Genomic DNA, 24,960 nt, shown 5'->3' on the forward strand with positions numbered 1-24,960 from the left:
CCATGGCCACTGAGGCGACGGATGCCGCGGTGCGCGAGTTCCTCGACGGGGTGGCGCATCCGGTGCGCAGGCGCGACGCAGCGACGCTGCTCGCCCTGATGCAGCGCGTGACCGGCGAGCCGGCGCACCTCTGGGGGCCGTCGATCGTGGGCTTCGGCGCGTACCACTACGCGTATGCGAGCGGCCGCGAGGGCGACGCCCCGGCCGCCGGGTTCTCGCCGCGCAAGGCCGCATCGACCGTGTACCTCGCCGACGGCATCGGCGCGCACGCCGAGAAGCTCGCAGCACTCGGCCCGCACACGACGGGCGTCGGATGCCTCTACCTGAAGAACCTCGACGACGTCGACCTCGGCGTGCTCGAGAGCATCGTGCGCGACTCGTACCAGACGGTGACCGACGGCACCTTCGGTCAGCGCGCCCGCGACGGCGGCTCGGCAGACTGACGCGCACGCGCCGCAACAGGCGGACACGCCGGGACGGCGACGGAATCAGGTGGCTCCGGCCATCTCGTGCGCCCGGTTCCTGTTCTCGCTCAGTCGCTAGAGCATCGCCATGATCTGCCGCGCGATCATGCGACCCGCCCGGTTGGCGCCGATCGTCGAGGCTTGGGGTCCGTAGCCGGCGAGGAAGATGCGCGGGTCGTTCCACGCGGCGCCCTGCCCGACCGTGATTCCGCCGGTCTTCTCGCGCAGCTTCAACGGCGCGAGGTGCCGCAGGTCGGGGCGGAATCCCGTGGCCCAGATGATCACGTCGGCGCGCGCCATGCCCGACTCGTCACCGTCCCAGACGACCCGGTCGCCCTCGATGCGATCGAACATCGGCCGCGCGACGAGCAGCCCGCGTTCGATGCCCGCGGCGATGCGGCGGCTCCTGGGCACTCCGGTGCCGCTCACGATCGACGGCAGGGCGCGGCCCGAGCGTGCGGCCTCGTCTTGCGTGGCCACGGCGGCGGATGCCCCTTCGAGGTCGAGCTCCTGCCGGTCGAGCCAGTCGATCGGGCGCCGTGACACCCAGGTGAGCCCGGCCGCGACCTCTTCGAGTTCGAGCATGAAGCCGATGGCCGACGTGCCGCCGCCCACCACCACGACGTGCTTGTCGCGGAAGTCCTCGGCGTCGGTGTAGTCGGAGGTGTGCACGTGCCGGCCGGCGAACTCGGCCATGCCCGGGTAGTACGGCACGAACGGCGACCCCCAGGTGCCGGTCGCGTTCACGAGGAACTGGGCCGAGATCTCATGCTGGGGCACCGACGGCGCTGCCGGCTCTTCGAAGGTCTTCCGGCGTCGCCCGAAGAGGCCACGGGCGGCCTTCTGCTCCTCGAGCGGTTGCGGGGCGAGGTCTTCGTAGCGCACGAGCAGGTCGACCCCGTCGTTGGAGACCCGGCGCACGTTCATCGGGCGCCGCACTCGCAGGTCGAAATGCCGTTCGAACCGGTCGTAGTAGTCGGCGACGACCTCTTTCGCGGGCAGGTTGCGGTCGGCGGTGTCGAAACTGAGGCCCAGCTCCGCCATGCCGGGCAGGTCGTTGACCCGATGCGCGGTGCCGAGCCGAAGCGAGGACCATCGGTGCTGCCATGCGCCGCCCGGGCCGGGCGCGCGGTCGAGCATGACGAAGTCCTCATCTGCCACGAGCTCGAACCGGCGCAGATAGAAGGCGACCGACAAGCCGGCCTGCCCGGCGCCGATCACCACGACCTTCACGCGTTCGGGGCTCGTCATCACCTGACAATCTCAGCATGGGTTGCTGTGTACGTGCAGCAAGCGAGCCGAGCGCCCGCGCACACCGACCGCGCACACGGCCTCGGTCCGCCCTGTGGAGGACGCCGAAGCGCCTCGACGGCGGTGCTAAACTGGCGGTCGGACGAATTCATTTATCAGATGAGCGCCGGGTGAAGAACACATCCCACCCGGCCAGATGTCGTAAGGGGGTCACGCATGGGGCGCGGCCGTCAGAAAGCCAAGCACACCAAGGTCGCTCGGGAGCTGAAGTACTTCAGCCCGAACACCGACTACAACGCGCTTGAGCGCGAGCTTACGAGCTCGCCGCATGACGAGTACAGCGAAGAGGCGTCGAAGTGGGCGGAGTATGCCGCCGACGATGACGACACCTATGTCGCGGGTGACGAACAGCGCGCATAGACGCCGCTCTCGTCACCGAACCTCCTTCCCAGCGTTCGACGCACCCGTCTGAGGCCGAGCCTCGACGATACCGAACCATGACGCTGTGTGACATGCGCGTGTCGCTAGACCGCGTCGCGCCACCCGGCCGCCGTCTCGACGAAGTGTTCGAGCTCGGCGAGTGACCCGGTCGGCGTGATGGCACGAAGCACGATCTCGTCGACGACGCCGTCGTAGTCCGGGAGACCGGCCGGCCCGTCGAGCGTCGCATCGATCGCGCGGATGCCGAGACGGGCGAAGTTCGCCGCGTACGACGGGAACGCGCCGTAGCGCTCAGCTTCCTGCTCGAGCTCGGCACGCGCGGCGGGGTCGACGATGGTGCGCACATAGAGGATGCCGCGGGCGGCTCGATCGCCGGCAGCGGCGCGAAGGTCGGCCATCGCCGGATCGGCGGCCTCGGGCGTCAGCCAGTTGAAGAGCACGCCGTCGGCCTGCTCGGCCGCGAGCCGGCGCATCCGCGGCCCGAGTGCACCCACGACGATCGAGGCGCCAGTCGACTCCCGAAGCGCGGCGATGCCGTCTTCGACGAGGGCGAGCGGATGCCGCGCACGACCCGAACCGATGCCGATCGTCACCCGATCCACCGGGAGCCCGGTGAGGTCGAGCGTCGTGGCCGGCCGGCGGTCGAGCGGAATCACCCCGGTCGCGAGCCCGAGCGTCTCGGTGACGCCGGCGGCCGCACGGAGTCCGGCGAGCGAGTCGCCGCCGGGCACGTCGTTGAGCCACAGCGCGTTGAACCCGAGCCGCTCGATGCGCGGCGCGAGTGCGCGCATCACCTCGTCGCCGGTGGAGCCGATGAGACCGATCGAGACCGGGGTGCGCATGATGCCGCGTTCCGGCTAGCCCGCGTACGAACCGACGAGCCGCACGGCGCCGCCGTCGACGCCCTTGGCGCCCTGTTCGAAGCCCGCGAGGTCGCGGTCGCCGACGGTCACCGTTCCGGCCTGCCAGGCCGGCAGTCCGAGGGCGCCGAGTGCCGAGACGACGGATGCCGCGGCATCCGCTCGCACGACGGCGAAGAAGCCGATGCCGAGGTTCCAGGTGCCTTCGGTCGACTCGAGCGTCGTGCCGGCGAGGTCGTTCAGCACGCGGAAGACGGGGGCCGGCGACCAGGTCGAGCGGTCGAGCTCGACCCACGAGCCGAGCGGCAGCACGCGAGCGAGGTTCGCGGCGATGCCGCCGCCGGTGACGTGCGAGAGCGAGTGCACCGCGTCGCCGTGCGGGCCGGCGAGCAGCTCGACGAGCTGGCCCGTGTAGAGGCGAGTGGGCTCGAGCAGCGCCTCGCCCCACGAGGAGCCGAGCTCATCAGACCGATCGACGTAGTCGATCTCGGCCTGCCGAAGAATACTGCGCACGAGCGAGAACCCGTTGGAGTGCAGGCCGCTCGACTCGATCGCGATGACGACGTCGCCCGACTCAACCCGATCGGCGCCGAGCAGCCGGTCGGCTTCGACGATGCCCGTCGCGGCCCCTGCCACGTCGTAGTCGTCGGCGCCCATGAGGCCCGGGTGCTCGGCGGTCTCGCCGCCGACGAGTGCCGTGCCGGTCTCGGCGCATGCACGGGCGATGCCCGAGACGATCGAGGCGATGCGCTCGGGAACGACCTTGCCGCAGGCGATGTAGTCGGTCATGAAGAGCGGCTTCGCGCCGACCACGACGATGTCGTCGACGACCATGCCCACGAGGTCTTGCCCGATGGTGTCGTGCTTGTCGAGCGCCTGCGCGATCGCGATCTTCGTGCCGACGCCATCGGTCGAGGTCGCGAGCAGCGGGCGTGCGTAGTCTTTGGCGAACGAGAGATCGAAGAGACCGGCGAAGCCGCCGACCCCGCCGAGCACGTTCGGTCCGTGCGTCGCGGAGACCGCCGCCTTCATGAGTTCGACGGCGAGATCACCCGCTCGCGTGTCGACTCCGGCAGCGGCATAGGACGAGTTCGAGGTCACCCGTCAAGCGTACTCGCGCGCCGCGCGCCGAACCGTGCCGATGAACGCGACGAGGGCTAAAATACTGCCATGCAGCCGGAAGGCACGCCATCGTGGGTGATCCGTGAGAACGCGAGTCGCCCGGTGCTCCTTGCGCTCTACCTGCGCGAGGTGCTCGCGATCGCCTCGCCGGTCGAGCTGCCGCGCCTCCGCGATGTCGGGCCCGTCGGCGAGCGGCTGGAGATCGACGAACACGACCTGCTCGAGCGGCAGTGGCGCGCGTGGTGGGCGATGACCGTCGAGCCCGAGGCGCATCCGTCGCTCGTTCCACTCGAACTCGTCGACGCCTTCGAGACGGACGTCGCGCTGCCGACCTCGGAAGCCGAGGCCCTCGCCGCCGCCATCGTGCCGCACGCCGAGGCCGCACGGGCGTGGGCCGCCTGGGCGCACGAGGGCTACCGCAACGCCTCGGCGTCGCGCCGCGGCGACTCCTACCGCGCGTACGCCGGCACGATCGCCGAGCACGAACGCGAGGTCGGCCGCCGGGCGCACTCCTTCGAACTCAACGTCGAGGTCATCCCGTTCACCGCGCCAGGCGTCTGGTGGATCGGTGCGATGACCGTCGCGGTCACCGACTCGCTGCGAGCGGATGCCTCGGCGTTCGACGACGCCATGCACCCGATCATCGCCGAACTCGCGTGAGGTTCCGCGTGCCAGACTCGACCGCATGAGCATCTGGTTCGGCGAGCCCTCCGTGGAGTGGGCGAACTCGCGCTGCGACGACACCCTGATCCGCGCCCTCGGCATCGAGATGACCGAGCTCACCGGGCATTCGCTGAAGGGGCGCATGCCGGTCGACCACCGCACCCGGCAGCCCGGCGGGGTGCTGCACGGCGGGGCATCCGTCGCCTTCGCCGAGACCCTTGCGAGCTGGGGCTCGAGCTTCACCGTCGACGCCGACGCGAACTACTGCGTCGGCATGGAGATCAACGCCAATCACGTGCGCCCGGTCGCCGACGGCTGGGTCTACGGAGAGGCGACGCCGCTCACCCGAGGCCGCACCACGCAGGTCTGGGAGATCAAGATCACGGATGCCGCGGGCAAGCTCGTGTGCGTCTCGCGGTGCACCATGGCCGTGCTCGCGAAGCCGTCGGAATACTGAGTCCGACGCCGACATCCGCTCATCTGAGCACCCGAACCTGTACAGACGGCTCACACGCGCGCGTATGCGAGGATTGATACGTCCTGCTCGGACACTTTCCCCACCTTCGAGGAGCCATCGCTCGCATGTGCGGCATCGTCGGCATCGTCTCCACTGAACCGGCCAACCAGCAGATCTACGACAGCCTGCTGCTGTTGCAGCACCGCGGTCAGGACTCCACCGGCATCGCCACGGCCGATGGCTCGGTCTTCCACATCGCGAAGGCGCGCGGGCAGGTGCGAGAGGCGTTCCGCACGCGTGACATGCGCTCGCTCATCGGCAACATCGGCCTCGGCCACGTGCGCTACACGACGAAGGGCGCAGCCGAGCGCGAAGAAGAGGCGCAGCCCTTCTACGTGAACGCGCCGTACGGCATCGTGCTCGTACACAACGGCAACCTCACGAACACCCGCGAGCTGTCTGAAGACCTCTTCCGCATCGACCGCCGGCACGTGAACTCGACGAGCGACACCGAGATGCTGCTGAACGTGCTCGCCACCGAACTGCAGGGCCAGATCACCGGGCTCGATCTCGACCCCGACCAGATCTTCGCGGCCGTCGAGCACGTGCACGAGCGCGTCGAGGGCTCCTACGCGGTCATCGCACTGATCGCCGGCTACGGGCTCCTCGCCTTCCGCGACCCGTTCGGCATCCGCCCGCTCATCCTCGGCCGCCGCACCGCCGACAACGGTCGCGACGACTGGGTCGTGGCATCCGAGTCGCTCGTGCTCGAGTCGGGCGGGTACGAGATCGTGCGCGACGTGCACCCGGGCGAGGCCATCTTCATCGGCCTCGACGGCGAGATGATCTCGCGGCAGTGCGCGAAGAACTCGCAGCTCGTGCCGTGCTCGTTCGAGTACGTCTACCTCGCCCGTCCCGACTCGATCATGAACGGCATCTCGGTCTACGAGGCACGACTCCGCATGGGCGACCGGCTCGCGACGACCATCGAGACGCACGTCGACAAGGGCGACATCGACGTCGTCATGCCGATCCCCGACTCATCCCGCCCGGCCGCGATGCAGGTCGCGCAGAAGCTCGGCATCGAATACCGCGAGGGCTTCTACAAGAACCGCTACGTCGGCCGCACCTTCATCATGCCCGGCCAGGCCGAACGCAAGCGCTCGGTGCGCCAGAAGCTCAACGCCATGGGCACCGAGTTCAAGGGCAAGAACATCCTCATCGTCGACGACTCGATCGTGCGCGGCACGACCTCGAAGGAGATCGTCGAGATGGCCCGCGCGGCGGGCGCCAACAAGGTCACCTTCACCTCGGCCGCCCCGCCGGTGCGCTTCCCGCACGTCTACGGCATCAACATGCCGAGCCGTCAGGAGCTCATCGCCTACGACCGCAAGCTCCCCGAGATCGCCTCGGAGCTGAGCGCCGACCACATGATCTACCAAGAGGTCGCCGACCTGCAGGCCGCGATCACCGAGGGCACCTCGATCGAGAAGCTCGACCTGTCGTGCTTCACGGGCGAGTACGTCACGGGCACGGTCACCGAGGAGTACCTCGGCTGGGTGGAGCGCACGCAGCTCTCCTGAGCGGATGCCGCAGCATCCGTTCGCGTCGACCGGCGCGCGCTCGACGACTATTCGTCGACGGGGTGGATCGTCTCGTGCTCCGCCGTCACGGCCTTCGCCCGCCGGGCCGAGGCACGGTCGATGAGGAGCGCCACGACGGCGCCGAGGGCGACGCCCACCGTCGCGCAGGCGAGCAGCAGGAAGCCGAACACCTGCCCCTTGTCGAACTCGTCGTTGTCGGGGAACGCGACCGTGAGGATGAGCGCCACGACGGCGCCGAGGAGGGCGCCGAGGGTGAGGAAGCGCGAGTACTTCGGGGCGCGCCGCACCGTGACGGTGTCTCGCGCGACCTCGGTCTCGAGCGGCACGGCGCGGGCCACGTCGGCGCGGAGCTCGTCGCGGAACTCGTCGGGATCGGAGGCGTTCGAGTGGTCGGTCACCCTTCCATTGTCCCGCACCTTCACCCCGTCGACGACGGGAGCTTCGCCTCAGCCGACGATCGGGAGCACGTCGGCGAGCTCGGCGCGCTGACCCGAGGCGTGAACGCGGCCCGTCGCCCGAGCGTCGGTCCACGACAGGGCGCCCGTCGCGAGGGCGAGCCAGGTCGAGGCATCCGTCTCGACGACGTTCGGCGGGGTGCCGCGGGTGTGCTTCGGCCCCTCGATGCACTGCACCGCACCGAACGGCGGCACGCGCACCTCGACCGTGCCGCCGGGCGCCTGCTCGGCGAGCAGCTGCAGCGTGTACCGCACCGCGAGCGCGAGCGTCGAACGGTCGACGGATGCCGCGGCCTCCGCCCCGTCGGCCGTCACCGTCTGCACGACGGTCACCGCCGCTCGGCCTATCTCGTCGCTGATCCTCACCCGTGCCATGCCGGTCATTCTGCCATCGGCGCCGGCTTCTCGTGCGGCGCGAGGCGATCAGGCCTCGCTCGTGCGCCCGCCCTTCGGTGCGATGCCCATGAGCGTCAGCACGAGGATCATCACGGCGCCGGCGAAGATCGCGATGTCGGCGACGTTGCCGATGAAGAGGTCGCCGTAGCCGATGAAGTCGACGACGTGGCCGCGGCCGAAACCGGGCTCGCGGAACAGTCGATCGCCGAGATGGGTGATCGCGCCGCCGAGCAGCAGCCCGAGTGCGATGGTCCAGCCGACGGAGCCGACCCGGCAGGCGAACCAGGCGAGGGCGATCGCGCCGACCCCCGCGAGGATCGCGAAGACCCACGTGTACTCGGCGCCGATCGAGAACGCGGCGCCGGGGTTGTAGACGAGCACGAACCGGATGAGCTCGCCGATCACCGGCACCGTGCCGCCGTCGCCGAGTTCGGTCTCGGCCCACCACTTGCTGCCCTGGTCGACGAGCACGACGAGCGCGGCGATGCCGAGCACCCACCAGAACAGGCGATGGCCGCCGGCGGCGGGCCGCGGGCCCGCGCTCGAGCGCGCGCCCTCACTGCCGGCCGGTTCGGGCGCGTCGCTGGTGTCTGAGCTCACCCGCACCATTCTCGCAGCCCGGCCGGGCGACCGCGCGTGCCGTCGGCGCACGCTCACCCGCCGACCGGGCGACCGCAACCGGACGTCTCGGCGCGGCCCGACGCGGTAGCCTGAACCGGTGAGAATCCTGGTCCTCGGCTCGGGCGCGCGCGAGCACGCCATCATCCTCGCGCTCCTCGATGAGGAGGCCGGCCACGAGATCATCGCGGCCCCCGGCAACGCGGGCATCGCGGCATCCCGCACCTCGTCGGCCCGCGGCAGCGTGACGTCCATCGCGCTCGACCCGACCGACCCCGGGCTCGTCACCGACTACGCGCTCGACAACGACATCGAGTTCGTCGTCATCGGCCCCGAGGCCCCGCTCGTCGCGGGCGTCGCCGACGCGCTGCGCACGCGCGGCATCGCCGTGTTCGGGCCGGGCAAGGCCGCCGCCGCGCTCGAGGGCTCGAAGACCTTCGCGAAGCGAATCATGCAGGCCGCCGACGTGCCGACGGGGCGTGCGAACCTCGCCGAGACCCTCGACGACGTCGAGGCGACGCTCGACGAGTTCGGCGCCCCGTATGTCGTCAAGGCCGACGGCCTCGCGGCCGGCAAGGGCGTGCTCGTCACCGACGATCGCGCCGCCGCCGTCGCCCACGCCACCCACTACCTGCAGCAGGGGCCGGTGCTCATCGAGGAGTTCCTCGACGGGCAGGAGGTCTCGCTCTTCCTGCTCTCCGACGGCACGAACGTGCTGCCGCTCTCGCCCGCGCAGGACTACAAGCGCCTGCTCGACGGCGATGCCGGCCCCAACACCGGCGGCATGGGCGCGTACTCGCCGCTGCCGTGGCTCGCCGACGCCGCCGACGGCCGGGGTGGCCGCTTCGGCAGCGAGCAGGCGTTCGTCGACGAGGTCATCGAGACGATCGCGCTGCCCACCGTGCGCCGGCTCGCGGCCGAGCAGACGCCGTTCATCGGGCTGCTCTACGCCGGCCTCATCCTCACCTCGCGCGGCATCCGCGTGATCGAGTTCAACGCGCGCTTCGGCGACCCCGAGACCCAGGTCGTGCTCCCCCGCCTCGACACCCCGCTGTCGGGCCTGCTCTACGCCGCCGCAACGGGCGGGCTCGGGTCGCTGCCGCGTCCGGAGTTCCGGGCGGATGCCGCGGTCACGATCGTGCTCGCGAGCGAGGGCTACCCCGAGTCGCCCGAGACCGGGCGCCCGATCGAGGGCATCGAGGCCGCGGCATCCGTGCCCGGCGTTCATCTCGCGCACGCCGCGACCGCGATCGGCGCAGCGATCGCAGCCGGCACCGACGAGCTGCCGCTCATCGCGACGGGCGGCCGCGTGCTCAACGTCGTCGCCGTCGGCGACGACTTCGCCGAGGCCCGCCGCCGCGCGTACGAGGCACTCGGGCACCTGCGGCTCGAGGGCGGCCAGTACCGCACCGACATCGCGGCCCGCGTCGCCGGCTGACGGCGCCGACCGTGCGCGAGTACGGTCGAGACATCCGCGAATGCCGCTGCCGATCCCGGAGGACATCATGACGAACCACAACGGGGCCTACCCCGGCTGGACCCACGTCTACTCGGGCAAGGTGCGCGACCTGTACGTGCCGACCAAGGTGCTCGACGACGACGACACCTGGACCGGCGACCCGCTGCGCCTCTCCCCGCTCGTGCTCGTGGTCGCGACCGACCGGGTGAGCGCCTTCGACCGGGTGCTCTCGCCCGCGATCCCGGGCAAGGGCGCGATGCTCACGAGCCTCACGCGCTGGTGGTTCGACCGCCTGCCCGAAGTGCCGAACCACCTGGCTCATCCGCTCGACGACCGGCTCGAGGCGCTGGAGTTGCCCGGCGTGCCGACCGAGTTCGCCGATCGCGGCACGCTCTGCCGCACGCTCGACATGTTCCCCGTCGAGTGCGTCGTGCGCGGTTTCCTCACCGGCGGCGGCTGGAAGGAGTACCAGGAGACGGGCGCCATCGGCGGCGTGCCGTTGCCCGAGGGGCTGCAGAACGGCGACCGCCTGCCCGAGCCGATCTACACGCCCGCCTGGAAGGCCCCGCTGGGCGAGCACGACGTGAACGTCTCGTACGAGCGCACCGTCGAACTCGTGGGCGAGGTCGTGGCCGCGCAGCTGCGCGAGCTCTCGCTCGAGATCTTCGCCCGGGCGTCGGTGATCGCCGAGGCCCGCGGCCTCATCCTCGCCGACACGAAGTTCGAGTTCGGAGCCGACCGTACGACCGGCATCGTGACGCTCGCCGACGAGGTGCTCACGAGCGACTCCAGCCGCTACTGGGATGCCGATGCGTACGCCACGGCCGCGACGCCCGAGCTGCGCATGGCGAGCTTCGACAAGCAGATCGTGCGCGACTGGCTCGCCGCGAACTGGGACCCCGAGGTCTCCGAGGAGCCGCCGACGCTCCCCCACGAGATCGTCGAGCAGACCGCCGCACGGTATCGCGAGCTGCTCGAGCGGTTGACGACCGGCGACTGACGACCGGCGACCGGCGACTGACGCCGGAATACCGTCGGGTCGACCGAGGTTACTATTAGTTGTGATTACAACCAATGGCCAGCCCGGCGGCACCGGCCTCCTCGCCGCGGACACCGGCATGGGCGCCGTGACGCTGCGCGTCGGCGATCTCGACGCCATGATCCGCTACTACCGCGACGGCGTCACCCTCGAACTGCTCAGCCACGACGGGCCGACGGCCGTGCTCGGCCGCGGCAGCACGCCGATCGTGATCCTCGAGCACGCGCCCGAGCTTCGACACGCCTCCCCGCGCGACGCCGGCCTCTTCCACACCGCGATCCTCTTCGACACCCGCGAGGCGCTCGCGACCGCGATCTACTCGGTCGCCTCGAAGCATCCCGGCACCTTCACCGGCAGCGCCGACCACCTCGTGAGCGAGGCCTTCTACTTCACCGACCCCGAGGGCAACGGCGTCGAGTTGTACTTCGACCGCGACCGCTCGCAGTGGAGCTGGGTGCACGGCACCGTCGAGATGGCGACCCTGCAGCTCGACCCCAACGCGTACCTGCGCGAGCACCTGACCGAGGGCGGGGCGGATGCCGCGGCATCCGGCGCCGGACTGGGCGACGCCGTGGTCGGTCACGTGCACCTCGCGGTCGGCGACGTCGCGAGCGCTCGCGAGTTCTACGTCGAGCGGCTCGGCTTCGCGACCACGGCGGCGATGGGCGACCAGGCACTGTTCGTCTCGGCGGGCGGCTACCACCACCACATGGCGATGAACACGTGGAACAGCCGGGGAGCGGGTCGTCGCGGCCTCGCGCTCGGGCTCGGCAAGGTCGAGATCGTCGTGCCGGGCGCCGACGACCTCGGCGCGCTCGGCGAGCGGATGTCGCACTTCCGCGTCGCGACGCGCGACGACGGCCGCAGCCTCGCGTTCGACGACCCGTGGGCGAACCTCGTCGAGGTGCGCGCCGCGGGCTGACGCGATTCGAGCCGGCCCGTCAGCTCGAGACGGGCTTCGGGCCCTTCGCGTGCGACATGTCGTGGAAGGCCGCGAATTCCTGCCCGGGCACGGGCATCGGCGTCGTGCCGGGTCGCGCCCTGAGGCCGTCGAGCACGATCGTGAGCTGCCGCCGCCAGAACGGCAGGTACTGGTGGCCGTACTGCCCGAGCGACCCGAGCATGTCGACGAGCACGCTGAGGTCGACCGCCGTGACGTCGGCGCGGAGGGTCCCCTCGGCCTGCGCGCGTGCAACGAGGCCGTTGATCCCCGCTTCGAACTCGGCGCCCGGCCGGTACGAGGGATCGAGCTCGGCGACCCGCCGCATCACCAGGGGCAGGTACGGCGAATCGGCGAGCCAGGCGCCGAGCCGCTCGAGGTAGAGCTCGACGGACCGCCAGCCGGTCTCGGCCCTGAGTATCTCGGGCGCGAAATCGTGCAGCTCGGCAACGGCGGCGTCGTAGAGCTCGCGTACGAGCGCGTCGCGGTTCGGGAAATGGCGATACACGGTGCCGGCGCCGACGCCGGCCCGTGCCGCGAGTTCATCGAGTGGCGCATCGATGCCCCGCTCGGCGAAGAGACGCCTCGCTTCGCCGAGCAATCTCTCATGATTACGTCGCGCGTCGCGACGGATCGGTGCTGGCGGACTCACCCTCCCACTGTACGCTCGCGGGCGAGTATCATTCGGAGGGTCGTCTCCGCTTACCCGAGGATCGACGACCGGCTCCCTCGAGGGGAAGAGGGACCGCGGCGCGGCAGGCATCGAACCGGTTCATCCGAGGATGCCCGCCGCGCCGGCTTCGAGCCGCACACGACGTGGGATGCCGCGCGGCTGGGCCGCGCCGAGCTGGGCCGCCACGACCCCCGCGCCCGCCTCCGTCACAGCTCCCGTCACGGCCTCCGACCCGGCGAGCGCGAAGAGCGCCTGACCAGCTCACCCGTCGCCGGGGCGCCCCGTGGCTAGGCTGGAGCCGTGACTACTGAGCCAACCGAACCCGGCGAGGGCGCGGTCGACGGCGTCGAAGCCAACACCCGCACGATCGAGGCATCCGTCGTCACCGATTTCAGCGATCGCATGAGCTACGGCGGGTACCTCGACCTGCCGACGCTGCTCTCGGCGCAGCGGCCGATCTCGCGGCCCGAGCACCACGACGAGCTGCTGTTCATCATCCAGCACCAGACCACCGAGCTCTGGCTGAAGCTCGTGCTGCACGAGCTCGAGACGGCGCGCGACCTGCTGCGGGCCGACGAGCTCGCGCGTGCGCTCAAGTGCATCGCACGCGTCAAGCACATCCAGAAGACCCTGACCGAGCAGTGGTCCGTGCTCGCGACGCTCACGCCCGCCGAATACGCGCAGTTCCGCGGCGTGCTCGGCAACGCGAGCGGCTTCCAGTCGTACCAGTACCGCGCGGTCGAGTTCGTGCTCGGCAACAAGAACGCGAAGATGATGCAGGTCTTCGAGTCGGATGCCGCGGCGAGCGCGATCCTCCGCCACGCGCTCGAATCGCCGAGCCTCTACGACGAGTTCCTGCGCCTGCTCGCACGTGCGGGCTACCCGATCCCGGCCTCGATCCTCGAGCGCGACGTGACCGAGGCGTGGACCTTCGCGCCCGAGCTCGTGCCCGTCTTCGCGAAGATCTACGCCGACACCTCCGAGCACTGGGCCGCGTACGAGACGTGCGAGGAGCTCGTCGACCTCGAAGACAACTTCCAGCTCTGGCGGTTCCGCCACCTGAAGACCGTCGAGCGCATCATCGGCGGCAAGACCGGCACCGGCGGTTCGAGCGGCGCGACGTTCCTGCGCCGGGCCCTCGACCTCACCTTCTTCCCCGAGCTGTACGCCGTGCGCACGGAGATCCCGGGCTGACGATGCCCGGCCGCTTCGATCTCGGACCGCTCGCACAACCCGTGCGGCGCTCGATGTGCGGCGAGCGTGCGGGCGAGGCCGGCACGATGCTGCCGCCGTTCATCGACCACCACGTGCACCTCATGATCATCGGGCCCGATGCGCTGCGCGAGACGGCACTCGCCGGCGTCGTCGACCTGGGCGGCCCGCTCGACTCGATCTCGACGTACGCCCGTCGCAGCGGCGTGCCGCGGGTCGCCTTCGCGGGCAGCTTCCTCACCGCACCGGGCGGGTATCCGGTCGGGCGGCCGTGGGCGGCGCCCGGCAGCGCCCGCGAGATCGGCGCCGAACGGGGCGACGCGCGCGCCGCCCTGCCGACCGCCGCCGAGACGGCGGTGGCCGAGCAGCTCGCGTTCGGGGCATCCGTCATCAAGGTCGCCCTCAACTCGGCGGCCGGGCCGGTGTTCGACGCCGCGACCCTCGGCTCGATCGTCGCGGCCGCGCACGCGTCGGGGGTGCCGGTGGTCGCCCACGTCGAAGGCGATGGGATGTCGCGGCTCGCGATCGACGCGGGCGTCGACGCCTTCGCCCACACGCCGTTCACCGAGCGGCTCGACGACGCGGTGATCGCCCGTGCCGTCGCGGCGGGGCAACGCTGGATCTCGACGCTCTTCGTGGCCGGGTACGGCGAGCAGACGCCCGAGGCCCGCATCGCCGTCGACAACCTGGCGCGCTTCCATGCCGCCGGCGGGCGGGTGCTCTACGGCACCGACCTCGGCAACGGCGACCAGCCGCTCGGCGTGAACCCCGCCGAACTCGCACTGCTGCTCGACGCGGGCCTCTCGCCGGCCGCGCTGATCGAGGCCCTGACCGACCCCTGGCCCGCGCGAACGCGTCATTCCACGCCGGATTCCCTCGACCGCGCGCCCTTCTCGTCGCGATCCGACGCGCTCGCGGCTTCGCCCGGCGATGAGCACGGGGGCTGGGCGAGCTCGGCGGGCTCCGCGGTGGCGACGTTCGTGCCCGGGGATGCGCCCGCCGACGTCGCGGAGCTTCCCGGCTGGCTCGCCGCCGCCGCTCTCTCGCCCATCGAAGACCTCGAGCCGCACGACGACGGCCGCTCCCCCGACCGAACCCTCATCCGAACCGATGACTTGGAGTCCAGGTGACCCTCGACCAGCATCTCGCCTTCGCCCGCCGCATGGATCGCGCCGACGGGCTCGCCCACTATCGCAAGCGATTCGCGGACGCCGAGACCGACGTCGTCTACTTCGACGGCAACTCGCTCGGCCGGCCGCCGCTGTCGGCGATCGAGCGCGTCGAGCGGTTCCTGCGCGACGACTGGGGCGGGCGGCTCATCCGCGGCTGGGATGAGGCGTGGCTGCAGATGCCCACCGAGATCGGCGACCGCATCGGCCGGGCCGTCATCGAGGCCAAGGCCGGGCAGACGATCATCGGCGACTCGACGACCGTGCTGCTCTACAAGCTCGCTCGTGCGGCGGTCGACGCCCAGCTCGCCCGCAGCCCTGCTCGGCGCGAGATCGTGGTCGACACCGACAACTTCCCGACCGACCGCTACGTGCTCGACGGCATCGCCCGGGAGCGCGGCATGCGGCTGCGCTGGATCGAGGTCGACACCTCGGCGGGCGTGACGCCCGAGCAGCTGGCCGAGGCCGTCGGCCCCGAGACGGCGCTCGTCGTCGTCTCGCACGTCGCCTACCGATCGGCCTACCTCGCCGACGCCCCCGAGCTCACCCGCATCGCGCACGACGCCGGCGCGCTCATCCTCTGGGATCTCTGCCACTCGGCCGGCTCGGTTCCCGTGAAGGCCGACCTGTGGGGCTTCGACCTCGCGGTCGGATGCACCTACAAGTACTTGAACGGCGGCCCCGGGTCGCCGGCCTTCGCCTACGTGCGCGACGACCTGCAGGAGGTGCTCGTGCAACCGATCCAGGGCTGGTGGGGCACGAGCGACATGTTCGCGATGGGGCCGGAGTACGAACCGGTGCCCGACATCCGCCGCTTCCTCTCCGGCACAGCGCCGATCGTCGGCATGCTCGCGATGGAGGAGACGCTCGCGATGATCGAGGAGGCCGGCATGCCCGCCCTCCGCGAGAAGTCGATCGCGCTCACCGAGTACGCGATCACCCTCGCCGACGACTGGCTCGCCCCGCTCGGCGTCACACTCGCCTCCCCCGCCGACGCCGAGGAGCGCGGCAGCCACGTCACCCTCCACCACGGCGCCATGCGCGAGGTGACCGCGCGGCTCTGGCAGCAGGACGTCATTCCCGACTACCGCGACCCCGGGGGCCTGCGCATCGGACTCTCGCCGCTCTCGACGAGCTTCGAAGAGGTGCACCGCGGACTCGCGGCGACCCGCGACGTGCTGAAGACGGTGCTGCTCGAGCGAGCGGGGCTCGCGTAGGGGCCACCCGCCCCGGCGCTGCCGGCCGGCACCGCGTGGGGGCATCGAGCGCGTCTCGTCGCGTCGCTTTAGCAGCCCTGCGCACCGGTGGCAAGCCCATCGGCCGATCCGGGGGGCTTCGAGGCGTCGAGCGTACGATGACTCGATCACCGGCGAAGGGAGCAATGATGACGGACACCGACCGGAACATCGATGACGCCAAGGACGCCGCACAGGACGCGGCGAACCGAGCGGCCGAGACGACTCGCGACACCGCGAAGCGAATGACCGACATCGCGGCGGACGGCGCGCGAGACGTGAAGTCCGCCGGCGAGCGATTCGGAGACACGGCGGCACAGTCCGCCGGGCAGGCTGCCGCCGGGTTCCGCGACCTGAAGGGCACGGCCGGCGGCGCAGCCGACGCGGTCGGGGGGCAGGCGAGCGCCGCCCTCTCGAGCGCGAAGGAGATCGCCGACGACGGCGTGAGCTATGTCAAGGCGAAGTATCGGGAGAACCCGGGCCTCGTCATCGCCGTCGGCGCTGCGGCGCTCGTCGGCATCAGCTTGGTGGTCAAGGCCATCTCGCGCCGCTGACGGCCAGATCTGCCGAATACGGACGAAGGACGACCCGGCCGCCGACGACGCGGCCGGGTCGTTCGCCCGTAGACCCGATGCGCACCGTCGGCCACGGATGTCCCGCCGCCACGGCCGCCCGGTAGAATCGAGGCATCCACCTCCCCACACCGGACGGAGAACCTCGGTGCCCACCATCGTCGTCGACGTGATGCCCAAAGCCGAACTGCTCGACCCCCAGGGGAAGGCCGTCGCCGGCGCCCTCGCCCGCACCGGTCGCACCGGGTTCAGCGGCGTGCGCATCGGCAAGCGATTCGAACTCACCGTCGACGGTCCCATCGACGACGCCCTCAAGGCGAGCGTCAAGGAGATCGCCGAGGAGATCCTCTCGAACGGCGTCATCGAAGACGTCGTGGGCATCCACTACGAGGTGACGAACGCGGAGCTCGCCGAAGAGGCGTCCGAAGCGGCATCCGTCACCGACGACGGCTTCGGCGCTCCCGCCGGCGAGACCCACTGAGGCCCGGGGGCGATCGCATGCGCATCGGCGTCATCACCTTCCCCGGCTCGCTCGACGACCGCGACGCCCAGCGCGCCGTGCGCATCGCGGGCGGCGAACCGGTCGCGCTCTGGCACGGCTCGCACGACCTCGAGGGCGTCGACGCGCTCATCCTCCCCGGCGGCTTCAGCTACGGCGACTACCTGCGCTGCGGCGCGATCGCCTCGCTCAGCCCGATCATGACCGAGGTCGTCGACGCGGCGAACGCCGGCATGCCCGTGCTCGGCATCTGCAACGGCTTCCAGATGCTCACCGAGGCGGGCCTGCTCGAGGGCGGACTCATCCGCAACGACCACGGCTCCTTCATCTGCCGCGACCAGGTGCTCACGGTCGAGAACGCGTCGACCGACTGGACCGCCGAGTTCGAGGCCGGCCAGCAGATCACCATCCCGCTGAAGAACGGCGAGGGCGGCTTCATCGCCGACGGCGAGACGCTCGACCGGCTCGAGGGCGAAGGCCGCGTGGTGTTCCGCTACGTCGACGTGAACCCCAACGGCTCGCTCCGCGACATCGCCGGCATCTCCAACGTGCGCGGCAACGTCGTCGGGCTCATGCCGCATCCCGAGCACGCCGTCGAGCCCGGCTTCGGCCCCGACACCGCGGCCGCGATGCGTTCCGGCATCGACGGGCTCGGCTTCTTCACGAGCGTCGTCAAGCGCGCCCTCGTCGAGGCCTAACCCCCGACACGAGAACAGGAACGGGCGGCCCGGTCGGGCCGCCCGTTCCTGTTTCCGTGGCCGAAACGGCGCGCCCTCCTGTACTGAGAACGCGCCGCTCAGGGAAAGACGACTACGCCGCCACGCCCTCGCCCGCAGCCACCGCACGGAGCGTGGCGCCGAGGCCGGCGTCGACGTTCGTCCAGTACTGGAAGAAGCGCTCACGGATCTCGTCGACCGTGATCGCGGACGCCTGGCCGAGGAGCGTCGCGATGAGGCGCGCCCGCGCCTCATCGTCGAACACCTCGCGGTACAGGGTGCCGGGCTGGCCGAAGTCGCTGTCGTCGGCACGCAGGGTGTACGCCGAGCGCACGAGCTCGCCGTCGCTCTCCCAACCGCCCTCGGCGGCCTTCTCGGCATCGGCGACGGGGCCGCCGAATGAGTTCGGCGCGTAGACCGGGGCGCTCGGTGCGTTGAAGTGGTGACGCTGCGCGCCGTCTTGCGAGTAGTTGGCGACGGGCGCCGCGTGCGGCGCGTTCACCGGAATCTGGTTGTAGTTCGTGCCCACCCGGTAGCGCTGCGCGTCGGGGTAGCTGAAGACGCGAGCCATGAGCATCTTGTCGGGGCTGATCGCGATGCCGGGCACCGTGTTGGCGGGCGAGAACGCCGCCTGCTCGATCTCGGCGAAGAAGTTCTGCGGGTTCCGGTCGAGGGTGAGCGTGCCGACCTTGACGAGCGGGTAGTCGGCGTGCGGCCACACCTTGGTGAGGTCGAACGGGTTGAACCGGTACGTCTTCGCGTCGTCGTAGGGCATGACCTGCACGTGCAGGTCCCACTTCGGGTGGTTGCCGGCCTCGATCGCCTCGTGCAGGTCGCGGCGGTAGTAGTCGGCGTCGGCACCGGCGATGGCCTCGGCGGCGGCCGGGTCGAGGTGCAGGTCGCCCTGCTGGGTGCGGAAGTGGTACTTCACCCAGAACTTCTCGCCTGCGGCGTTGATCCACTGGTAGGTGTGCGAGCCGAAGCCGTGCATCTCGCGCCACGACTTCGGCAGGCCGCGGTCGCCCATGAGGTAGGTGACCTGGTGGGCCGACTCGGGCGAGAGGGTCCAGAAGTCCCACTGCATGTCGGCGTCGCGAAGACCCGAGCCCGGGAGGCGCTTCTGCGAGTGGATGAAGTCGGGGAACTTGATCGCGTCGCGGATGAAGAAGACGGGCGTGTTGTTGCCGACGATGTCGTAGTTGCCCTCGGTCGTGTAGAACTTCACCGAGAAGCCGCGCACGTCGCGCCAGGTGTCGGGCGAACCCTGCTCGCCGGCGACGCTCGAGAAGCGCATCAGGGTCTCGACCGTCGAGCCGGGCTGGAACACCGCGGCGCGGGTGTACGCCGAGACATCCTCGGTCACCTCGAAGCGGCCGAACGCGCCGCCGCCCTTCGCGTGCACGATGCGCTCCGGAATCCGCTCGCGGTTGAACTGCGCGAGCTTCTCGACGAGGTAGCGGTCGTGGAGCACGGTTGCGCCGTCGGCGCCCACCGTGAGGGAGTGGGCGTCACTGGCGACCGGGGTACCGGTCTGCGTCGTGGTGGGTTCAGACATGCGTCCTTCTCTCTCTTCTTCTCTGGGGTCGCCGGCCATCGGTCGACGGGGCGTCGATAGGGAACGCCCGAGTTCGGGCGCGACGGCGCGAACCGACGCGGATGCGAAGCCGTCGGGCGATCCGACGGCGGGACTCAGCTCAGCTCACTGCGCGCGCTGCACTCGGGGCAGAGCCCCCAGAAGGTGACCTCCGCCGTGTCGATGCGGAACCCGTGGGTCTCGCTCGGCGTCAGGCACGCGGCCTCGCCGACGACGCAGCCCACGTCGAAGACGGTGTTGCAGCTCGTGCACACGAGGTGGTGATGGTTGTCGCCGGTGCGCGTCTCGTACAGCGCGGGCGAGCCGGCCGGCTCGATCTTGCGGAGCAGACCCGCCTCGGCCAGTGCGCCGAGCACCCCGTAGACGGCCTGCCGCGACGTGCTCGGCAGGATCGCGGCGACGCGCGTGTGCACGTCGTCGGCGTCGAGGTGCTCGCCCGGGCGGAAGACGTCGAAGACCGCGAGGCGCGACTCGGTGACCTTGAGGCCCGCGCCGCGAAGCCGGGCCGACGCCTGTTGGCGTTCGTCGGTGGCGCTCGAGGTCATGACTCGAGCCTATCGGTTGTTTTGAATCTGTCAAAACAACTTGGCGGTGCCGGCTCGGGCACTCGGGCGCCGCACCCGGGCACCGCACGCGGGCACCGCACGCGGGCACCGCACGCGGGCGCCGCACTCGCCCGACGTAGGCTGTGAGCGAGCACGCACCGCGGAGCAGAGGAGATCGTCGTGGCGACGCTTTCGGCAAGCCAGGTCACCGTCACCGTCGGCGAGGTCATGGCCGACCTCGCCGCCCTCGAAGACCCGAAGATGCGCGCGGTGAACGAGCGCCACGGCGACGACCACGGCGTCAACCTCACCAAGCTGCGCGCGGTGGCGAAACGCCTGGGAACCCAGCCCGACCTCGCCGATCGCCTCTGGGCCACGGGCGACACTCCAGCCCGTCTCGTCGCGATCCTGATCTGCCGCCCCAAGGCGTACCGCGCGTCAGAGCTCGACGCCATGCTCCGCGACACGCGCGTGCCCAAGGTGCACGACTGGCTCGTCAACTACGTCGTGAAGAAGAGCCCGCACGCCGAAGAGCTCCGCTCCCTGTGGTTCGACGACCCCGACGCGGTCGTCGCCAGCGCCGGGTGGGCGCTGACCACCGCCCGTGTGGCGAAGTCGCCCGAGGGTCTCGACCTGCCCGGGCTGCTCGATCTCATCGAGACGCACATGAAAGACGCGCCCGATCGCCTGCAGTGGGCCATGAACGAGTGCCTCGCGAACATCGGCATCCACCACCCCGAGCTCCGCGCCCGCGCGGTCAGCATCGGCGAGCGGCTCGAAGTGCTCAAGGACTACCCCACACCGCCCAATTGCACCTCGCCGTACGCGCCGATCTGGATCACCGAGATCGTGCGCCGCCGGGCCGCCGGGCAGCCCGGCAGCTGACCGAGCCGCTCAGCGGTCGGTGCGGCGCTCCAGCGGTTCGGGCAGCACCCAGCGCTTCGGGCGCTCCGCGTCGACGGGCTGCGAACGACCGCGGAGGTAGAACATCACGAGGGATGCCGCGATGAGCGCCGTGCCGAGCGGGATGACGAGCGTGTTCAGCAGATCGAGCGCCAAGAGCCAGAAGTACAGCACGGTCTGGCCCGGTTCGGTGTTGAGCCAGGCGCTCGAGTAGAGCCCCGGCTGCACGAACGTGGCCAGTACGCCGCCGGCGAGCGCGAGCGCGATGCCCCACCAGAGCGTGATCTTCGGCATGCTGTCCCGCATCGGACCTCCTCGTTCGGTGGCACACGCTACCAAGGATTGCCCGCGATGACCCGGATGCTCCGCGAGGCGGACGGGCCCCGCGGCATCCGCTCGGTCGCATCCGCTCAGTACTGCAGGAGCGAGAAGACCTCGTATCGGTCGCCGAGCGCCTCGCGCCCGCCGAGGCCCTCGAGCTCGAGGGCGACGGAGATGCCGGCGACCTGCCAGCCGGCGCGCTCGACGAGACGAGCGGCGGCTCCGACCGTGCCTCCCGTGGCGAGCACGTCGTCGACGATGAGCACCCGCGAGCCCGGGGGCAGCTCCCCCTCGTGCACCTCGAGTGCGGCCGTGCCGTACTCGAGGGCGTAGTCCTCGCGCAGCACCGCACGCGGCAGCTTGCCCGCCTTGCGCACCGTCAAGACGCCCGCGCCGCAGATCGCCGACGCCGCGCCGGCGATGAGGAACCCGCGCGCCTCGACCCCGCCGATGACGTCGAACCGGCCGGCGAACGGCTCGGTCAGCGAGGTGCCGAGCGCGTGCAGCGCCGGCCCGCTGGCGAAGACCGGGGTCAGGTCGCGGAACGTCACGCCGGGTTCGGGAAAATCGGGGATCGACGCGATGAGGCTCGAGACGAGCTCGCGTGCAGACTGCTCGGTCACCGGCCAAGGCTATCGCGCGGCGGCTGGGCGACCGCGGGGAGCGCCGAGCCACCGCCATCGCCGCCACCACCACCACCACCGATCAACCGTTCGTACGATGGCACGCTCAGCCGGGCCTGACAGCATGGAAGCATCCCGAACTCTGGAGCACCCGTGTCACCGAAACGCCTGTACCGCACCCTCGCCCTCGCCGAGGCCGTCACGTGGACCATCCTCATCGTCGCGATGATCCTGAAGTACGCAGCGGGGGTCGAATGGGCGGTGCTGGTCGGCGGCTCGATCCACGGGTTCGTCTTCCTGTCGTACGCGCTCACGGCCGTGATCGTCGGCGTCAACCAGCGCTGGAACCTCGGCCGCATCGCGTTCGCCGTGCTCACCGCGATCGTGCCCTACGCGACCATCCCGTTCGAGCTGTGGCTCGTGCGAAAGGGCCACCTCGAGGGCGATTGGCGCCGCGAGAAGACCGACCACCCGGCCGACGGCAACTGGGTCAACGCCCTGCTGCGCTGGTTCCTCGCCCGCCCCGTGCTGCTCGTCTCGCTCGCGGTCGTCGGCATCGCCGTCGTCTTCGCGAGCCTGCTCGTGATCGGCCCGCCCGGGGGCCGCGAGGCCTGACGACGAGCGGATGCCGCGGCATCCACTCGCCCGCCCGGCCCTGCGGCCCGAATTCGGCGCCGCCGTCGCCCGACCGGCGCAGAATGGTGGCATGCCCATCCTCAACAAGGACATGTCGGTCTGCATCTCGCTCGCGGGCCGGCCCTCGAACCTCGGCACGCGATTCCACAACTTCCTCTACGACGAGCTCGGCCTGAACTTCATCTACAAGGCGTTCACGACCGATGACATCGAGGGCGCCGTGCGCGGCATCCGTGCGCTCGGAATCCGCGGATGCTCCGTGTCGATGCCCTTCAAAGAGGCCGTGATCCCCCTCGTCGACGTCGTCGAGCCCTCGGCCGCGGCGATCGAATCGGTCAACACGATCGTGAACGACCACGGTGTGCTCACCGCCTCGAACACCGATTACGAGGCGATCGCGCAGCTCATCGCCGAGCACGGCATCGACCCCGCCCAGCGCGTGCTCGTCCGCGGATCGGGCGGCATGGCGAAGGCCGTCGTCGCGGCGTTCCGCGGAGCGGGATTCGCCGACGTCACCGTGCTCGCACGCAACGCGTCGCTCGGCCCGGCCCTCGCCGAGCAGTACGGCTACGCCTGGACCCCGACCGACCCCGCGCCGGGTGCCGACGTCATCGTGAACGTCACCCCGCTCGGCATGCAGGGGGCGGATGCCTCGGCGCTGGCGTTCTCCGACGAGCACGTCGCCGCGGCATCCGTCGTCTTCGACGTCGTCGCGTTCCCCGCGGAGACGCCGCTCGTCTCCGCCGCTCGCGCCGCAGGCAAGCTCGTGATCAGCGGTGCCGAGGTGCACGCGATGCAGGCCGCGGCGCAGTTCGAGCGGTACACGGGCGTGCCGCTCACCCGCGATCAGGTCGAGCGCGCCGCCGCGTTCTCGCGGGTGGAGTAGCCCGACGGATCAGCGCCGCACGCGGTTGACGAGCGCGGTCCAGACGAGCGCGGCGGTCGAGCAGACGAGCAGCGCCACGAAGACCCAGGGCAGTCCGCCGAGCCCGATCACGCTGTAGAGCACGGCACCGAGCAGCGCACCGCCGCCGATTCCGGTGTTGAACGCGGTCGTGTAGAAGGATGCCGCGGCGTCACGGATGCGCGCCGAAGCCGAGTGCAGCAGCCGGGTGTTGAGCATCGGCGGGAGCGCCCCGAACGCGGTGCCCCACAGCAGGAAGCACGCGATGCCGACTCCCGGCACCTGCGGGAACAGGGCGAGCCCCGCGACGCCGAGCGCCGTCGCGATGAGCGCGACCGCGAGTCCGACGGTGGGGCGACGGCCGAGCAGTGTGCCGGCGAGCAGCAGGCCGACCGCGCCGGCGATGCCGTAGGCGAGCAGCATCGGGCTGATCGCACTCGGCGCCATGCCCATGACGTCGGTGATGAACGGCGCGACGTAGGTGTAGAACGTGTACGCGCCGACCATCGTCACCGCCGTGATCAGGCACACGACGAGCACCGGCACGAAGGTGGCGTCGCCGCGCAGCCGGAGCGGTGCGGCATCCGCCTCACCGGCGTGGTGGCGCACCGGAGGCAGGAACCGCCACACGAGCAACGCGCCGAGCAGGGTCAGCGCGCCGATGCCCGCGAATGCGAGTCGCCAGCCGAAGGCCTGGCCGAGCGCGGTGCCGAGCGGCACGCCGAGCACGAAGGCGAGCGAACCGCCGGCGACGCTGATCGAGACGGCGCGGGCGAGCTGCTCCTTCGGCACGAGGTGGCCGGCGTAGGCACCGACCACCGACCAGAAGAGGCCGTGCGCCGCGCCGCCGAGGATGCGGGTCGCGAGCACCGTGCCGTAGTTCGGCGCCAGCGCCGTGAGCACGCAGCTGACCGCCAGCACGGCGAGCGTGATGACGATGAGCGTGCGCCTCGGCACGCGCTTGGTGAGGCTCGCGAGCGGCACCGTGAGCACCACGACGGTCGCCGCGAAGACCGTGACGAGCAGGCCGATGAGCGGCTCGCCGACCTGGAGCTCGCGGCTCATGTCGGGCAGGAGGCCGGTGGGGATCATCTCGATCGTGACCGAGAGGAACACCGCGGCGGCGAGCACGAGCAAGCCGAGCCACGGGAACGGTGGCGCGACCGTGGGTGTGGAGGCGGAAGAAGTGGAATCGACGGGAGTTGACGGCGTCATGGAGTACCTGAGCGAAGGGCGTTCCCCGCGGGCGCGGGGCGGGGCTCCGCGAGCGCTACGGCGGGTCGACTGCGCGCTGATGTGCGCGCCCAGGGCCGCCGGGAATGCGACGACCACTCGACAGTCTACCGAATGTCCATCTTCGCCGGGCGTGGGAGGCAACGAGTCGCGTGGGAGGCAGCCAGTCGCGGGGGAGGCAACGGATCCCGTGGAGGCAACGAGTCGCGTGGGAGGCAACGGATCCGTTGCCTCCGACGGGATTCGTTGCCTCCGACGTGAGGGTCGCGCGCAGGTCGCGCGTGCGGGTCGCGCGCGGGTCCGCGCGCGGGTCGCGCGCGGAGAGAGGTGCGCCGCGGCGGCCGGTAGACTTCTCG

Annotated in this window: 30 protein-coding genes; 17 read left to right on the plus strand and 13 right to left on the minus strand. The window is 70.9% G+C overall.

All coding sequences use genetic code 11. The features are described 5' to 3' along the window. The first annotated feature begins 2 nt into the window (after positions 1–2). Positions 3–443 carry a DUF1801 domain-containing protein gene (locus DCE93_RS13200; RefSeq protein WP_108596283.1) on the plus strand — a complete coding sequence of 147 codons (441 nt, stop codon included), beginning with the start codon at positions 3–5 and terminating at the stop codon, positions 441–443. 96 nt (positions 444–539) lie between these two features. On the opposite strand, the gene DCE93_RS13205 is transcribed toward DCE93_RS13200, so the two are convergent. Then, positions 540–1,715 (minus strand): NAD(P)-binding domain-containing protein, encoded by a 1,176-nt coding sequence (locus DCE93_RS13205; protein WP_108596284.1) that lies wholly within the window; start codon positions 1,713–1,715, stop codon positions 540–542. 216 nt (positions 1,716–1,931) lie between these two features. Here DCE93_RS13205 and DCE93_RS13210 point away from each other — a divergent pair, with 216 nt between their 5' ends. Beyond that, complete coding sequence (locus tag DCE93_RS13210; protein WP_056654186.1) at positions 1,932–2,135, plus strand: DUF3073 domain-containing protein; 204 nt, start codon at positions 1,932–1,934, stop codon at positions 2,133–2,135. 104 nt (positions 2,136–2,239) lie between these two features. On the opposite strand, the gene DCE93_RS13215 is transcribed toward DCE93_RS13210, so the two are convergent. Continuing rightward, on the minus strand, positions 2,240–2,998 hold the full coding sequence (locus tag DCE93_RS13215; protein WP_244284177.1) for an LLM class flavin-dependent oxidoreductase: 759 nt from the start codon (positions 2,996–2,998) through the stop codon (positions 2,240–2,242). Between the two features lie 15 nt (positions 2,999–3,013). Continuing rightward, positions 3,014–4,117, minus strand: a complete 1,104-nt coding sequence (purM, locus tag DCE93_RS13220; protein ID WP_108596286.1) for a phosphoribosylformylglycinamidine cyclo-ligase — start codon at positions 4,115–4,117, stop codon at positions 3,014–3,016. 69 nt (positions 4,118–4,186) lie between these two features. On the opposite strand from purM, the gene DCE93_RS13225 reads away from it, so the two are divergent. The 3 genes from DCE93_RS13225 to purF all read left to right on the plus strand — a co-directional run bounded on the left by DCE93_RS13225 (position 4,187) and on the right by purF (position 6,841). Further along, on the plus strand, positions 4,187–4,798 hold the full coding sequence (locus DCE93_RS13225; RefSeq protein WP_108596287.1) for a zinc-binding alcohol dehydrogenase: 612 nt from the start codon (positions 4,187–4,189) through the stop codon (positions 4,796–4,798). Positions 4,799–4,823: 25 nt separating this feature from the next. Continuing rightward, positions 4,824–5,258: a PaaI family thioesterase gene (locus tag DCE93_RS13230; protein WP_108596288.1), complete on the plus strand. Its 435-nt coding sequence runs from the start codon at positions 4,824–4,826 to the stop codon at positions 5,256–5,258. A 125-nt stretch (positions 5,259–5,383) separates the two neighbouring features. Further along, a complete protein-coding gene (gene purF / locus DCE93_RS13235; RefSeq protein ID WP_108596289.1) occupies positions 5,384–6,841 on the plus strand; it encodes an amidophosphoribosyltransferase in 1,458 nt (485 codons plus the stop codon). Positions 6,842–6,888: 47 nt separating this feature from the next. Here purF and DCE93_RS13240 read toward each other — a convergent pair whose 3' ends face one another. The 3 genes from DCE93_RS13240 to DCE93_RS13250 are packed head-to-tail and all read right to left on the minus strand — an operon-like array spanning position 6,889 to position 8,313. Next, positions 6,889–7,260, minus strand: coding sequence for a potassium transporter Trk (locus DCE93_RS13240; protein WP_244284178.1), 372 nt, complete (start codon positions 7,258–7,260; stop codon positions 6,889–6,891). A gap of 48 nt (positions 7,261–7,308) precedes the next feature. Continuing rightward, positions 7,309–7,692 carry a sterol carrier family protein gene (locus tag DCE93_RS13245; protein ID WP_108596792.1) on the minus strand — a complete coding sequence of 128 codons (384 nt, stop codon included), beginning with the start codon at positions 7,690–7,692 and terminating at the stop codon, positions 7,309–7,311. A 48-nt stretch (positions 7,693–7,740) separates the two neighbouring features. Further along, a complete protein-coding gene (locus DCE93_RS13250; RefSeq protein ID WP_244284179.1) occupies positions 7,741–8,313 on the minus strand; it encodes a signal peptidase II in 573 nt (190 codons plus the stop codon). Between the two features lie 118 nt (positions 8,314–8,431). Here DCE93_RS13250 and purD point away from each other — a divergent pair, with 118 nt between their 5' ends. The 3 genes from purD (at position 8,432) to DCE93_RS13265 (ending at position 11,751) form a co-directional block, all read left to right on the plus strand. Further along, the gene (purD, locus tag DCE93_RS13255; protein ID WP_108596291.1) at positions 8,432–9,769 is read left to right on the plus strand and encodes a phosphoribosylamine--glycine ligase; all 1,338 of its coding nucleotides are present in this window, start codon (positions 8,432–8,434) and stop codon (positions 9,767–9,769) included. Between the two features lie 67 nt (positions 9,770–9,836). Next, complete coding sequence (locus DCE93_RS13260) at positions 9,837–10,790, plus strand: phosphoribosylaminoimidazolesuccinocarboxamide synthase (protein WP_108596793.1); 954 nt, start codon at positions 9,837–9,839, stop codon at positions 10,788–10,790. A 118-nt stretch (positions 10,791–10,908) separates the two neighbouring features. Continuing rightward, the gene (locus tag DCE93_RS13265) at positions 10,909–11,751 is read left to right on the plus strand and encodes a VOC family protein (RefSeq protein ID WP_108596292.1); all 843 of its coding nucleotides are present in this window, start codon (positions 10,909–10,911) and stop codon (positions 11,749–11,751) included. Between the two features lie 19 nt (positions 11,752–11,770). On the opposite strand, the gene DCE93_RS13270 is transcribed toward DCE93_RS13265, so the two are convergent. Further along, on the minus strand, positions 11,771–12,370 hold the full coding sequence (locus tag DCE93_RS13270) for a TetR/AcrR family transcriptional regulator (RefSeq protein WP_168186233.1): 600 nt from the start codon (positions 12,368–12,370) through the stop codon (positions 11,771–11,773). Between the two features lie 171 nt (positions 12,371–12,541). Beyond that, positions 12,542–12,664 (minus strand): hypothetical protein, encoded by a 123-nt coding sequence (locus tag DCE93_RS14940; protein ID WP_276329504.1) that lies wholly within the window; start codon positions 12,662–12,664, stop codon positions 12,542–12,544. A 78-nt stretch (positions 12,665–12,742) separates the two neighbouring features. On the opposite strand from DCE93_RS14940, the gene kynA reads away from it, so the two are divergent. From kynA to purQ, 6 genes are all read left to right on the plus strand, one after another. After that, on the plus strand, positions 12,743–13,636 hold the full coding sequence (gene kynA / locus DCE93_RS13275; protein WP_108596294.1) for a tryptophan 2,3-dioxygenase: 894 nt from the start codon (positions 12,743–12,745) through the stop codon (positions 13,634–13,636). A gap of 2 nt (positions 13,637–13,638) precedes the next feature. Then, on the plus strand, positions 13,639–14,784 hold the full coding sequence (locus DCE93_RS13280; protein WP_108596295.1) for an amidohydrolase family protein: 1,146 nt from the start codon (positions 13,639–13,641) through the stop codon (positions 14,782–14,784). A gap of 32 nt (positions 14,785–14,816) precedes the next feature. Further along, complete coding sequence (locus tag DCE93_RS13285; protein WP_108596794.1) at positions 14,817–16,040, plus strand: kynureninase; 1,224 nt, start codon at positions 14,817–14,819, stop codon at positions 16,038–16,040. A gap of 167 nt (positions 16,041–16,207) precedes the next feature. Continuing rightward, positions 16,208–16,612, plus strand: a complete 405-nt coding sequence (locus tag DCE93_RS13290) for a protein-tyrosine phosphatase family protein (protein ID WP_168186234.1) — start codon at positions 16,208–16,210, stop codon at positions 16,610–16,612. A gap of 166 nt (positions 16,613–16,778) precedes the next feature. Next, the gene (gene purS / locus DCE93_RS13295) at positions 16,779–17,111 is read left to right on the plus strand and encodes a phosphoribosylformylglycinamidine synthase subunit PurS (RefSeq protein WP_165906043.1); all 333 of its coding nucleotides are present in this window, start codon (positions 16,779–16,781) and stop codon (positions 17,109–17,111) included. Between the two features lie 17 nt (positions 17,112–17,128). Next, the gene (gene purQ, locus DCE93_RS13300) at positions 17,129–17,827 is read left to right on the plus strand and encodes a phosphoribosylformylglycinamidine synthase subunit PurQ (RefSeq protein WP_108596297.1); all 699 of its coding nucleotides are present in this window, start codon (positions 17,129–17,131) and stop codon (positions 17,825–17,827) included. 112 nt (positions 17,828–17,939) lie between these two features. Here purQ and DCE93_RS13305 read toward each other — a convergent pair whose 3' ends face one another. Then, a complete protein-coding gene (locus DCE93_RS13305; RefSeq protein WP_108596298.1) occupies positions 17,940–19,400 on the minus strand; it encodes a catalase in 1,461 nt (486 codons plus the stop codon). 134 nt (positions 19,401–19,534) lie between these two features. Next, positions 19,535–19,984 carry a Fur family transcriptional regulator gene (locus DCE93_RS13310; RefSeq protein ID WP_108596299.1) on the minus strand — a complete coding sequence of 150 codons (450 nt, stop codon included), beginning with the start codon at positions 19,982–19,984 and terminating at the stop codon, positions 19,535–19,537. Positions 19,985–20,212: 228 nt separating this feature from the next. On the opposite strand from DCE93_RS13310, the gene DCE93_RS13315 reads away from it, so the two are divergent. Beyond that, positions 20,213–20,869 carry a DNA alkylation repair protein gene (locus tag DCE93_RS13315; RefSeq protein WP_108596796.1) on the plus strand — a complete coding sequence of 219 codons (657 nt, stop codon included), beginning with the start codon at positions 20,213–20,215 and terminating at the stop codon, positions 20,867–20,869. A gap of 9 nt (positions 20,870–20,878) precedes the next feature. Here the strand turns inward: DCE93_RS13315 and DCE93_RS13320 are convergent, their stop codons facing one another. Both DCE93_RS13320 and DCE93_RS13325 read right to left on the minus strand, forming a co-directional pair. Then, entirely contained in the window at positions 20,879–21,193 is a 315-nt protein-coding gene (locus DCE93_RS13320; protein ID WP_108596300.1) for a hypothetical protein, read from the minus strand. Between the two features lie 104 nt (positions 21,194–21,297). Continuing rightward, positions 21,298–21,831, minus strand: a complete 534-nt coding sequence (locus DCE93_RS13325; protein WP_108596301.1) for an adenine phosphoribosyltransferase — start codon at positions 21,829–21,831, stop codon at positions 21,298–21,300. A gap of 153 nt (positions 21,832–21,984) precedes the next feature. Between DCE93_RS13325 and DCE93_RS13330 the strand changes: the two genes are divergently transcribed. Then, positions 21,985–22,446: a DUF3817 domain-containing protein gene (locus DCE93_RS13330; protein WP_108596302.1), complete on the plus strand. Its 462-nt coding sequence runs from the start codon at positions 21,985–21,987 to the stop codon at positions 22,444–22,446. 91 nt (positions 22,447–22,537) lie between these two features. After that, entirely contained in the window at positions 22,538–23,353 is an 816-nt protein-coding gene (locus DCE93_RS13335; RefSeq protein WP_108596797.1) for a shikimate 5-dehydrogenase, read from the plus strand. 9 nt (positions 23,354–23,362) lie between these two features. On the opposite strand, the gene DCE93_RS13340 is transcribed toward DCE93_RS13335, so the two are convergent. Then, positions 23,363–24,586, minus strand: coding sequence for an MFS transporter (locus tag DCE93_RS13340; protein WP_108596303.1), 1,224 nt, complete (start codon positions 24,584–24,586; stop codon positions 23,363–23,365). Positions 24,587–24,960 lie beyond the last annotated feature (374 nt).

Source organism: Agromyces badenianii (assembly GCF_003070885.1).
Taxonomy (GTDB): Bacteria; Actinomycetota; Actinomycetes; order Actinomycetales; family Microbacteriaceae; genus Agromyces; species Agromyces badenianii.

What these genes read in the sequence shown, in the direction of transcription:
- DCE93_RS13200 (WP_108596283.1), top strand. Translation starts at nt 3, where the DNA reads ATGGCCACTGAGGCGACGGATGCCGCGGTGCGCGAGTTCCTCGACGGG.
- DCE93_RS13265 (WP_108596292.1), top strand. Translation starts at nt 10,909, where the DNA reads ATGGGCGCCGTGACGCTGCGCGTCGGCGATCTCGACGCCATGATCCGC.
- DCE93_RS13205 (WP_108596284.1), bottom strand. Translation starts at nt 1,715, where the DNA reads ATGACGAGCCCCGAACGCGTGAAGGTCGTGGTGATCGGCGCCGGGCAG.
- purQ (WP_108596297.1), top strand. Translation starts at nt 17,129, where the DNA reads ATGCGCATCGGCGTCATCACCTTCCCCGGCTCGCTCGACGACCGCGAC.
- DCE93_RS13215 (WP_244284177.1), bottom strand. Translation starts at nt 2,998, where the DNA reads ATGCGCACCCCGGTCTCGATCGGTCTCATCGGCTCCACCGGCGACGAG.
- DCE93_RS13245 (WP_108596792.1), bottom strand. Translation starts at nt 7,692, where the DNA reads ATGGCACGGGTGAGGATCAGCGACGAGATAGGCCGAGCGGCGGTGACC.
- DCE93_RS13335 (WP_108596797.1), top strand. Translation starts at nt 22,538, where the DNA reads ATGCCCATCCTCAACAAGGACATGTCGGTCTGCATCTCGCTCGCGGGC.
- DCE93_RS13225 (WP_108596287.1), top strand. Translation starts at nt 4,187, where the DNA reads ATGCAGCCGGAAGGCACGCCATCGTGGGTGATCCGTGAGAACGCGAGT.
- DCE93_RS13260 (WP_108596793.1), top strand. Translation starts at nt 9,837, where the DNA reads ATGACGAACCACAACGGGGCCTACCCCGGCTGGACCCACGTCTACTCG.
- DCE93_RS13280 (WP_108596295.1), top strand. Translation starts at nt 13,639, where the DNA reads ATGCCCGGCCGCTTCGATCTCGGACCGCTCGCACAACCCGTGCGGCGC.
- DCE93_RS13340 (WP_108596303.1), bottom strand. Translation starts at nt 24,586, where the DNA reads ATGACGCCGTCAACTCCCGTCGATTCCACTTCTTCCGCCTCCACACCC.
- DCE93_RS13285 (WP_108596794.1), top strand. Translation starts at nt 14,817, where the DNA reads ATGGATCGCGCCGACGGGCTCGCCCACTATCGCAAGCGATTCGCGGAC.
- purF (WP_108596289.1), top strand. Translation starts at nt 5,384, where the DNA reads ATGTGCGGCATCGTCGGCATCGTCTCCACTGAACCGGCCAACCAGCAG.
- DCE93_RS13230 (WP_108596288.1), top strand. Translation starts at nt 4,824, where the DNA reads ATGAGCATCTGGTTCGGCGAGCCCTCCGTGGAGTGGGCGAACTCGCGC.
- DCE93_RS13315 (WP_108596796.1), top strand. Translation starts at nt 20,213, where the DNA reads ATGGCCGACCTCGCCGCCCTCGAAGACCCGAAGATGCGCGCGGTGAAC.
- DCE93_RS13310 (WP_108596299.1), bottom strand. Translation starts at nt 19,984, where the DNA reads ATGACCTCGAGCGCCACCGACGAACGCCAACAGGCGTCGGCCCGGCTT.
- DCE93_RS13305 (WP_108596298.1), bottom strand. Translation starts at nt 19,400, where the DNA reads ATGTCTGAACCCACCACGACGCAGACCGGTACCCCGGTCGCCAGTGAC.
- DCE93_RS13210 (WP_056654186.1), top strand. Translation starts at nt 1,932, where the DNA reads ATGGGGCGCGGCCGTCAGAAAGCCAAGCACACCAAGGTCGCTCGGGAG.
- DCE93_RS13320 (WP_108596300.1), bottom strand. Translation starts at nt 21,193, where the DNA reads ATGCGGGACAGCATGCCGAAGATCACGCTCTGGTGGGGCATCGCGCTC.
- DCE93_RS13290 (WP_168186234.1), top strand. Translation starts at nt 16,208, where the DNA reads ATGACGGACACCGACCGGAACATCGATGACGCCAAGGACGCCGCACAG.